The 491-nt window shown below is 57.8% G+C and carries 1 protein-coding gene and 1 pseudogene; both read right to left on the bottom strand.

Annotated features, from left to right (window positions below; genetic code table 11):
- Positions 1-131, bottom strand: a 131-nt coding sequence (locus ALO43_RS28950) for a helix-turn-helix domain-containing protein (protein WP_157062300.1), incomplete at its 3' end; no start/stop codon positions are given.
- 68 nt (positions 132-199) lie between these two features.
- Positions 200-491, bottom strand: a pseudogene (locus ALO43_RS15430) (CynX/NimT family MFS transporter); the annotation flags it as partial.

Below are 491 nucleotides of genomic sequence, written 5' to 3'. Positions count from 1 at the left end.
CAGTAACTGACCGTCGACTGGCTGACATGCAACGCTTCCGCGACCAGGGTCAGGTTGCGCTGCTCATACACCGAGACAAAGACCATCAGGTCCTGCATGTCCAGCTTTCTCAGGGCATTACTGTTGAGCATTGAGGCATCTCGCTGGCACTGCGACCGGACGATCAGGTCCACGCGGACAAGATAGCATCAAAATGCAATCATACCGCCCCCTCGCCAATAATGACCGGTTTGACGCCGGCGCTGCGCAGGTGCTCAGCATAGCGTCGGGGATCGAGTCGCACCACCATCAACAGCATGATCGCGACCAACGCCATCAGTGACCACCATGCGCCTGCAAAGCTGCCCGTCAGGTCGCGGATTATTCCGGCAAACAGCGGCGACAGGCTGGCAATCAGATAACCCACGCCCTGCACGAATGCGGTCAGGCCGCCTGCCTGTCGAGGATCATCGGCATGGTCCATAGACACAATCAGGCTAATCGGAAACAAA

Source organism: Pseudomonas tremae, from assembly GCF_001401155.1.
GTDB lineage: Bacteria > Pseudomonadota > Gammaproteobacteria > Pseudomonadales > Pseudomonadaceae > Aquipseudomonas > Aquipseudomonas tremae.
The sequence above is the reverse complement of the archived record's forward strand: the minus strand, read 5'-3'. Positions and strand labels throughout refer to the sequence as shown.